The organism is Massilia orientalis (assembly GCF_030411975.2).
Lineage (GTDB): Bacteria > Pseudomonadota > Gammaproteobacteria > Burkholderiales > Burkholderiaceae_D > Telluria > Telluria orientalis.
Genome location: NZ_JASNRB020000058.1, coordinates 1 through 8,278, shown reverse-complemented (window position 1 = coordinate 8,278; position 8,278 = coordinate 1). Strand labels below are relative to the sequence as shown.

At 65.8% G+C, this 8,278-nt stretch carries 8 protein-coding genes and 1 pseudogene; 1 reads left to right on the top strand and 8 read right to left on the bottom strand.

Annotation, left to right across the window (positions count from 1 at the left end; translation table 11 throughout):
• On the top strand, positions 1 to 270 hold a 270-nt coding region (locus QPK29_RS33130), incomplete at its 5' end, for an acyl-CoA dehydrogenase family protein (RefSeq protein WP_400189950.1).
• A 63-nt stretch (positions 271 to 333) separates the two neighbouring features.
• On the opposite strand, the gene QPK29_RS33125 is transcribed toward QPK29_RS33130, so the two are convergent.
• From QPK29_RS33125 to QPK29_RS33090, 8 genes and pseudogenes are all read right to left on the bottom strand, one after another.
• Positions 334 to 1,011 (bottom strand): OmpW/AlkL family protein, encoded by a 678-nt coding sequence (locus tag QPK29_RS33125; protein ID WP_056124634.1) that lies wholly within the window; start codon positions 1,009 to 1,011, stop codon positions 334 to 336.
• Between the two features lie 56 nt (positions 1,012 to 1,067).
• Positions 1,068 to 2,438, bottom strand: a complete 1,371-nt coding sequence (locus tag QPK29_RS33120; protein ID WP_056124636.1) for an SGNH/GDSL hydrolase family protein — start codon at positions 2,436 to 2,438, stop codon at positions 1,068 to 1,070.
• Between the two features lie 196 nt (positions 2,439 to 2,634).
• Positions 2,635 to 4,146, bottom strand: coding sequence for an alpha/beta hydrolase family protein (locus QPK29_RS33115; RefSeq protein ID WP_371772106.1), 1,512 nt, complete (start codon positions 4,144 to 4,146; stop codon positions 2,635 to 2,637).
• Positions 4,147 to 4,255: 109 nt separating this feature from the next.
• On the bottom strand, positions 4,256 to 5,281 hold the full coding sequence (locus QPK29_RS33110) for an L-threonylcarbamoyladenylate synthase (protein WP_371772107.1): 1,026 nt from the start codon (positions 5,279 to 5,281) through the stop codon (positions 4,256 to 4,258).
• Positions 5,278 to 6,468: a 5-(carboxyamino)imidazole ribonucleotide synthase gene (locus QPK29_RS33105; protein WP_371772108.1), complete on the bottom strand. Its 1,191-nt coding sequence runs from the start codon at positions 6,466 to 6,468 to the stop codon at positions 5,278 to 5,280. The genes QPK29_RS33110 and QPK29_RS33105 overlap by 4 nt, the downstream gene beginning before the upstream one ends.
• Positions 6,468 to 6,974 (bottom strand): 5-(carboxyamino)imidazole ribonucleotide mutase, encoded by a 507-nt coding sequence (purE, locus tag QPK29_RS33100; RefSeq protein WP_036236192.1) that lies wholly within the window; start codon positions 6,972 to 6,974, stop codon positions 6,468 to 6,470. Before purE ends, QPK29_RS33105 begins: the two co-directional genes overlap by 1 nt.
• A gap of 1 nt (position 6,975) precedes the next feature.
• Positions 6,976 to 7,872 (bottom strand): phosphoribosylaminoimidazolesuccinocarboxamide synthase, encoded by an 897-nt coding sequence (locus QPK29_RS33095; protein WP_056124649.1) that lies wholly within the window; start codon positions 7,870 to 7,872, stop codon positions 6,976 to 6,978.
• A 277-nt stretch (positions 7,873 to 8,149) separates the two neighbouring features.
• A pseudogene (locus tag QPK29_RS33090) lies at positions 8,150 to 8,278 on the bottom strand (fructose-1,6-bisphosphate aldolase); the annotation flags it as partial.

Sequence of the window (8,278 nt, the reverse complement as noted above, 5' to 3'; positions counted from 1 at the left end):
GGCCTGCAGGGCGTCCTGCGCCTGGGCCGCATGAAGGACGAGGGCACGGCCGCGGTCGAGATCACGTCGATCATGAAACGCAATTCCTGCGGCAAGGCACTGGACATCGCTCGCATGGCGCGCGACATGATGGGCGGTAACGGCATCAGCGACGAGTTCGGCGTGGCGCGTCACCTCGTCAACCTGGAAGTCGTCAACACGTACGAAGGTACGCACGACATCCACGCGCTGATCCTGGGACGTGCGCAGACCGGTATCGCGGCGTTCTGATCGCCCCGGTGCACGAAAAAAAACCCGCCGAACACGGCGGGTTTTTTATTGCGCGAAACGCGATCAGAACTTGTAGCCAAGGGTCAGCACAGTCGACTTCGGGTCCAGCTTCATGTGCTGGTTCTGCCCCGTCGAGAAGTGCACGTCGGTCCGCAGGCGGGTCTTCACGAGGGCGGCGTTGAGGAACCATTTCTCGTTGAAGTTCCAGACGGCACCGATCTGGCCCGAATAGGTCAATTTGTTGTCGATGCTAAACGTCGTCGGCGGACCGCCCGGGTCCGTCAGCGCGGTCATGCGGAACGAGCCGGTTTCCTTGTAAAAGTAGGCATAGGTCACGCCCAGGCCGACGTACGGACGGAACGCCGCGTTCGGCGAGAAGAAACGGTATTGCGCGAACAACGTCGGCGGCAAGGCATGTGCCGTGCCCAGCTCGCCCGTACCGGCGATGGAACCCGCGCCGTAGATGCTGTGCTTGTATGGCTTCGCGATGGTGAATTCGGCGGTGATGTTGTCGGTGATCCCGTAGTTGATGATCGCCACCGGTTCCGTGTCCTTGCCGACGTCGCCCAGCGAATTCGGCAGGGCCGGAGCGGAAATCGCGCCGCTTTCCACCTTCGGTTCGATCTCGATGGCGCCCAGCGACACGGCCCACTTCCCCTTGGCCTGTGCCGCGGCGCTGCCCGCCACGGCCAGCGCGCCAGCAGCGACCAGCAGCTTCACGACATTGGAACTTACTTTCATGTTATCTCCTGATTCTTATTGATGGCCCGTCCGCGGGGACGAGCCTGTCGTGATGATTACAGCCAGCCTTTGACTTCCATCTTCTCGAGAACATAGCGCGCGAGCAGCCAGTTCACGAACGGCGTCGGATGGACTTCGTCGGCGAACATGTAGTGGCTGACGTCGCCTGCGATCACGTTCTTCGCGTTGCAGACGAGTGACGTGGTACCCAGCGCGTTCGGGCCGCAGGCCGGGGTCGACGTATTGGTGAGGCCATACGGTGCCGGATTGATCACTTCGTCGTGGCTGACGCTCCACACGTCGACGTACAGGACTTTCGGCTCGTCCGCGACACCGGCTTGCAATTGCGCATTGAAGGCGTCGACGGCTTTCACGATCAGGGCCTGGACGGCCGCGGACTGCGACTTGCCCGACGGCGTCGATGCCACATCCGGCAGGTTGTTCACGACCACATAGTTCGCGCCCTTGGCGACGATCTGCGTCTTGACCAGCGCGGCCAGCTCGGCGCCGGCCGTCGCCATGGCGGTGACGACACCCGCGGCATTCGCGGTCAGGTAGTCGGCGCCTGCTTTCTGGCCGGCGGCGGTGGCGTCCGCCTGGGCCTTGGCGACCATCGGGCCGTACACGGTCGCCTGCGCGGCCGCAGTGTTCCCGGCCATGACGGCGGCGGTGACGGCGGCTTGCACGATCGAGGCGTCGGTGTGGCCGGCGCGCGCCGCTTCGGTCTGGATCGCGAGGCCGATGGCCTGGGCCGCGGTGGCCGGGTTCGTCGCACCGGCGGCCAGTTGCGTCGTCAGCGACACGGCGAAGGCCTGGGAACCAGCGGCAGTGCCGGCGGCGGTGGCGCTCGACGACAGCTGGCCCAGCAGGAACAGGATGTCGTTACCGCCGGCCATCACGGTCACGAGTTCGGTACCGCTGAATTTGCCCCCGGTCTTGGCCAGGTGGTTCGCGATCTGCGTCACCACGGGCACGGTGGTCAGGCCCAGCGTCGGGTTCACGACCTTGTTGTTCGGGCCGATCGGATTCGTCACGCGCGAGCCGCCTTGCGCGTAATTGAGGCAGTTGGTGTTGAAGGAGACAGGGACGGCGAAGCCCTTGGTCGCGTCGCCCTGCAGGCCGGTCTGGGCCGGGCACGGTGCTGGCAGGCTCATTTGGGCCGCGACGAGTTCGGTCCAGTTCTTGCCGGTCAGTTCCTTGTTGATCGACGTGTTGTCGCCGTTGATCGTGAACTTGCCGCCGCCCAGCGCCTTGACGGTACCGACGGCATACGAGCCGACGTCGGACAGGCTGTCGCCGAACGATACCTGTGCGCTGAACTTGGTAACCGGGGTCTGGTCGCCGCCGCGAGGGCTGGTGCTGCTGCCGCCGCAAGCCGACAGGACGGCAGCGGTCAACAGCGCGAGCGCGAATGAGGTCTTACGCATTGTGTCTCCTAAAGAAATTTTTCTCTTATGCAACGAACGGCCGTGCTATTCGTGTGCCAACTAATATGCCAGTGTTCGGCATCGTTGTATAGCGAAAAGCTTTGTCGTGCACCGGCAACAACACCCTGTTGCGACGGCTGGGAGACGAGGCCGGCAGCGCGGCCGATTATAGCAACGCCGCCGGCGAATTCATGTCTTAATGTGACAATGTTGTTTGAAAATAATCGCGTGTCGCCGCCATGCAGAACGGCGCCACGAGACCGGCGTGATAGGCCGACGCGACGGCGCCATTGCCCGACGACGCGCGCAGGATCGTCCTGGCCGCCACGAAGCCTGCCTTGGCCGAGCGGTACGGGTCGTTCAGGCTCGGCGTGTCATCGATGTCGAGCAGCGTGATCCTGCTGCCGCGCGCGCTGAAATAGCTCGCGGCCGATGTCGCGTTGAAGAACGGGACGACAGGGTCGTCATGGCCACCGCACAGCATCGTGGGTGCGTTCGGCATATAGCTGCGCAGGTCATTGCGCACGAGCCATTTGCGCAGGTTGTGGGCCGGAGAACAGGCCAGCGGCGACGTCGCGCTCTGGTCGCACGGGTGCGCGGCGAGATCGGCCAGGTAGCCGCTGCGGTAGGTCGTGCGGATCAGGTTGTTGGCGCCGAAATACGCCGTGTAGCCTGGCGTCTGCGGCTGCGAATCCGCGGCGAACAGGGCTGTCGCCGGCAGCTTGCCCTGGTCGACGAGGTCACCGCTGCCGAGGCTGCCCGGCACCAGGTCGGCGATCAATGCGGCGTACTGCGTCTCGTAGACATCCGATGGGGTCGCATACAGCGCGGCACTCGCATGCTGGCCCGCGTTGATAATCATCGGCACGATCACGGTGGCACCACTACGCGGTGCGCCGCCGAACAGGTCATCGCCGAAGCGGGCGATGGCATACGGGCCCGACATGCCGGACGCCGCCGTCAGCGTGAACTCGTTCGTGCCCATGTCTTGCATGGCGCGCTGCGTGGCCAGCGCGACATAGCCGCCTTGGGAATAGCCGGTGACCATCAGCTTGCCGGAATCCTTGGCGCCGATGGCCCCGAACGACGTGCGTGCGGCGCGCAGCGCGTCGATCATGTCGGCGGCCTGCGCGACGCGGTCCAGGTACGGGTGGTAGCCCAGCGACGAGCCGCTGTAGCCCGTGTAGTTCGGCGCGACGACGATGAAGCCCTGGGCCGCGAACACGGCCGCCGCGAGGCGCGCTTCCGTGTTGTTGGCGATGTCGGCCATGTCGTAGGATTTCTGCAACGAGGTGCCGTGCGCATACAGCACGACGGGCCGCGAGTTGCTGCACGACGCGCCGCCGCCGGTGGGTACGAAGACGGCGGCGCTGCCGTCCGTCGCTTCGCCGGCGCCGCCGATGGTGTTGTAGTGGACCTTGTACACGGAGACCGAGCACTGCGGCTGTCCCGCAACGGCCAAGGTGCCCTGCTGGGCCGATTCGAGGAAGCCGGCCAGCACGGTCGGAGTCAATGTGGTGAGACTTGCACCGCCGACGCTGACGGCCACGGAGGCGGCCTGCCCCACGAGGCTGCCGCGCGTCGCGACGGGCAGCGGTTCAGGATTCGCGACGCCGGTCGGCGTGCCGCCGGCGGTGGTGCCGCCGCTGCAAGCGGCAAGCAGATAGCCCAGCCCGAGGCTGCAGGCCAGGGTTAAGAGGGAACGCATGGGTGTCCTTCGACTCACTGATCAAGACAAAAGGCCCGCGCAGAAAGGCGGGCCGGGATTGCCGAGTAGCATGCACCGGACAAGCGTTTTTGGGAAGATTCCCGACTGATTACAGCGCGGTAGTGTTGTTTATCAACCCGTGCACGATGCCGGTCGAACCATGCGCGGCGCGGCGCAGGCGGTCGTTGACGCCCAGCCAGGGCCCATCCTGCGGCGGCGCCTCGACGAGGATGACGTCGGCACCCGCGCCATCCATCGCGCGCAGCGCCGCGTACAACGCGTGCGCAAAGCCCTCCGGCGAGGCCGGCAGGCGGACGGCCGCGTGCGTGGCGGGCAAATCCGAATAATGGATCAGCGCAACCTTGCGTCCCGCCCCTTGCAACCTGGACAAGGTGTCGGCCAAGGTCGCCGTGTCCTGCATCGCGACCGGCGTGTGCGGCGCGTAATGCGATTCCAGCGTGCCCGAGGCGCGGGGTGCCGCGGCATCCGGACGGGCCGGCACCTGGTCGATCACGGCCGCGATGGCATCCGCCGAGATATGGCCCGGACGCAGCAGCACGGGGCCGTGCGTCGCCAGGCGCGACAGGTCGACGATCGTCGATTCGATGCCGACCTCGCTCTGGCCGCCATCCAGCACGAAGGCGATGCGGCCGTGTTCTCCGATGTCGTCGCCGAACTCGTCGCGCACATGCTGCGCGGTCGTCGGGCTGACGGCGCCGAATTTATTCGCGGATGGCGCCGCGATGCCGCCCTTCCCGCCCTTGAATGCCTGCAGCAGTTCGATCGCCACCGGATGCGACGGGCAGCGGATGCCGACCGTGTCCTGCCCGCCCGAGACGGCGTCCGGAATGTGCGGCGCGCGTTTCAGGATCATCGTCAGCGGACCGGGCCAGAAGGCGTCGGCCAGCTGGCGTGCTTCCGACGGGATGTCGGCCGCCCAGTAGTCGAGATCGGCGCCAGGAGCCACGTGCACGATCACGGGGTGATCCTGCGGGCGGCCCTTGGCGGCATAGATCGCGGCAACCGCGGCCGGGTTCTCCGCGTCGGCGCCGAGGCCGTACACGGTCTCGGTCGGCAGCGCGACGAGGCGGCCGCCCTCGAGCGCGCACGCGGCGGCTTTGATCACATCGGTCACAGCGCGATCCCGAGGATGGTGCAGGCCTGCGCAAAGTTTGCTTGCGCCTCTTGCAGCGTCGGCGCGACGAACGTCACGTGTCCCATCTTGCGGCCGCGGCGCGGGTCGGTCTTGCCGTACAGGTGCAGGTTCGCGCCGGGCAGCGCCAGCACCTGGTCCCACGCCGGGTCACGGACGGTCTCGCCCTCGAACCACACGTCGCCGAGGATGTTCAGCATCACGGCCGGCGAATGCTGGCGCACGTCGCCCAGCGGCAGTTTCGCCATCGCACGGACCTGCTGCGCGAACTGGCTCGTGATGCACGCGTCGATCGTGTAGTGGCCGCTGTTGTGCGGCCGCGGCGCCATCTCGTTGACGACCAGCGAACCGTCCGCCAGCACGAAGAATTCGATGCACAGCACGCCGACATAACCGAGCTCGGCCACGATGGCACGGGCCGCATCCTGCGCCTTGCGCGCGCATTCGGCGGACACGTTCGGGCCCGGCACGGTCGTCGTGAACAGGATGCCGTCGCGGTGCACGTTTTCCGCGATCGGGTAGACGACCGACTGGCCATCCGCCCCACGCGCCGTCAGCACGGACACCTCGTACGCGAGCGGCAGCATCTTTTCCAGCAGACAGGTCACGCGGTCCATGGATTCGAACGCGGCGCGGACGTCCTCGCGCGTGCGCACGCGCACCTGGCCCTTGCCGTCGTAGCCCATGCGCACCGTTTTCAGGATGCCGGGCAGCAGGTCGTCGGCGATGGCGTCGATGTCGGCATCGCTCGCGATCACCTTGTGCGGCGCCGGCATCACGCCGGATTTATTGGCGCAGGCGACGAAGAAGGATTTTTCCGCGATGCGGTCCTGGGCGACGGACACGCCGTGCGCGTTCGGCGCCACGAACACCTGCTGCGCGAGGCGCGACAGGCTGGCGGCCGGGACGTTTTCGAATTCGGTCGTGACGGCCACGCATTGCGCGGCCAGCGCATCCAGGCCGGCCGCATCTTCGTAGCCGGCCTCGACGAGGCGCTCGGCGACCTGGCCGGCCGGGCAGTCATCCGACGGCTCCAGCACGGCCACGCGGTAGCCCATCGCCTGTGCGGCATGGGCAAACATGCGGCCCAGCTGGCCGCCGCCCATCACGCCGAGCCACGCAGGTTCCGCGGCTTCCGGCAAATAGGCTTGGGACTTCGTATCACTCATCAGTCGTTCACAGGCAGGGTCATGGCCTTGGCGGCGGCGGTCTGTTGCTGGCGGAATTGTTCAAGCTGGCCCGCCAGGGCGTCGTCGGTGGTGGCGATGATGGCGATCGCGGTCAGCGCGGCATTCGCGGCGCCGGCTTCGCCGATGGCGAACGTCGACACGGGCACGCCCTTCGGCATCTGCACGATCGACAGCAGCGAGTCTTCGCCGCGCAGGTATTTCGACGGGACGGGCACGCCCAGCACGGGCACGACCGTCTTCGCGGCGACCATGCCCGGCAGGTGCGCGGCACCGCCGGCACCGGCGATGATGGCACGCAGGCCGCGGCGACGGGCGGATTCCGCGTACGCGAACATCTCGTCCGGCATGCGGTGCGCCGAGATCACCTGCGCCTCGAACGGCACGCCGAACTGCTTCAGCATGGCGCAGGCGTGCTGCATCACGTCCCAGTCGGAGCTGGAGCCCATGATCACGCCGACCAGCGGCTTATTCTGCTGATCCGCCATCTCAGACCTTCAGCTTCTCGCCGGTCAGGCGTTCGATGGCTTCGAAGTACTTGGCCTGGGTCTTGTCGATGACGTCCTGCGGCAACGCCGGTGCCGGCGGGGCCTTGTTCCAGTCCTTCAGCGTTTCCAGGTAGTCGCGCACGAACTGCTTGTCGAACGACGGCGGCGACATGTCCGGGGCGTACGAGTCCGCCGGCCAGAAACGCGAGGAATCGGCGGTCAGGACTTCGTCCATCAGGTGCAGCACGCCGTTCTCGTCCAGGCCGAATTCGAACTTGGTGTCGGCGATGATGATGCCGCGCGTGGCGGCGTAGTCGGCGGCGGTCTTGTACAGCTGGATACTGATGTCGCGGATTTTATTTGCCAGTTCCGAACCGATGCGCTGTTCCATGTCGGCGAAGCTGATGTTCTCGTCGTGCTCGCCCAGGTCGGCTTTCGCGGCCGGGGTGAACAGCGGCTCGGGCAGCTTGTCGGCCTGGCGCAGGCCGGCCGGCAGCTGGATGCCGCAGACGGATCCGGTCGCCTGGTAATCCTTCCAGCCCGAACCGATGATGTAGCCGCGCACGACGGCTTCCACGAGGATCGGCTTCAGGCGCTTGGCGACGACGGCGCGGCCTTTTACCTGCTCCACTTCCTCGGGTGCGACCACGGATTCCGGCGCCACGCCGGTCAGGTGGTTCGGCACGATGTGGCCGAGTTTCTCGAACCAGAAATCGCTCATCTGGTTCAGCACCATACCCTTGCCGGGGATCGGTTCGTTCATGACGACGTCGAAGGCCGACAGGCGGTCGGTCGTGACGATCAGGATCTTGTCGTCGCCGACGGCGTAGTTGTCACGGACCTTGCCATGGCCCAGCAATGGCAGGGAGGAAATAGTGGATTGGTAGAGGCTTTTCATAGAGGGGATATCTTGATAAAGCGAAACCGGCGAAGAGGCCGGTCGGATGGGCGAAGGCTAGTGAGAGCCGGTGCCAAAGCGATATTTTACGTGATTCTTACGTCATCGTCGTCAAAAGCAAACGATGAGCCGGCAGAAACGACCGTATTAAACGACGTCGCCCCTGCGAAGGCGCGAAAGTGCCCGCCGGGCACTTTCCCCCCAAGTTCGTGGCTCAGCCGATGAAATTGGGTCCCCGCCTGCGCGGGGACGACGTGCTCACGGTGCGGAATTACTATTACTGAACGATCTGCGCCAGCTCACCCGCCTTGTAGCGCTCCGCCATTTTTTCCAGCGGAATCGGCTTGATCTTGGCCGCCATGCCTTCGCAGCCGAAGGAGATATAGCGTGCCTTGCAGATCTGCGT